At 41.1% G+C, this 443-nt stretch carries 1 protein-coding gene; it reads right to left on the bottom strand.

Translation table 11 applies throughout. From position 1 onward, the window contains the following. Positions 1-21: 21 nt before the first annotated feature. Positions 22-443, bottom strand: a 422-nt coding sequence (locus ACYVRA_RS09040; protein WP_461252376.1) for a 4-alpha-glucanotransferase, incomplete at its 5' end; no start/stop codon positions are given.

Here is a 443-nt window from a genome sequence, read left to right as displayed (position 1 = left end):
ATTGTGCTCGATCCATGAGGATTATCTTCCGCCATTAGCGTTTTTTACAATTTGCTCTTTGCTCGCTTCGTATATTTCCCGGCATATTTCCAATTTTTCTTTTAAAACATGATAATGGGAAAAACGGCTGTTTTTTTCAAAATTTTCCCTCGCTTTTTTAATGCGGTTTTTAACCAAATCTTCAGCCAACGCATATTCATCAAGTTCTTCAATCCGCAGATAAAGAGGATGAAGACCGAATGCCGTAAGACTAAAATACGGAGAACTTTCAAAGCCGGTATCGTTCACAGGCAAAAGTTGAATCAGTCCAAGCCTCATCTTTTTGCAAAGAGCGGCAAAATCAACCAAATCCGGAAATTCGCCCACTCCCATGCCTTTTTTTGACCGTAAAGCTCCAACCGGCACCACCACTCCAAGTAGCCGTTTATTGACCGCCTGTTTTT

Source organism: Treponema sp. R8-4-B8 (genome assembly GCF_054786175.1).
The sequence above is the reverse complement of the archived record's forward strand: the minus strand, read 5'-3'. Positions and strand labels throughout refer to the sequence as shown.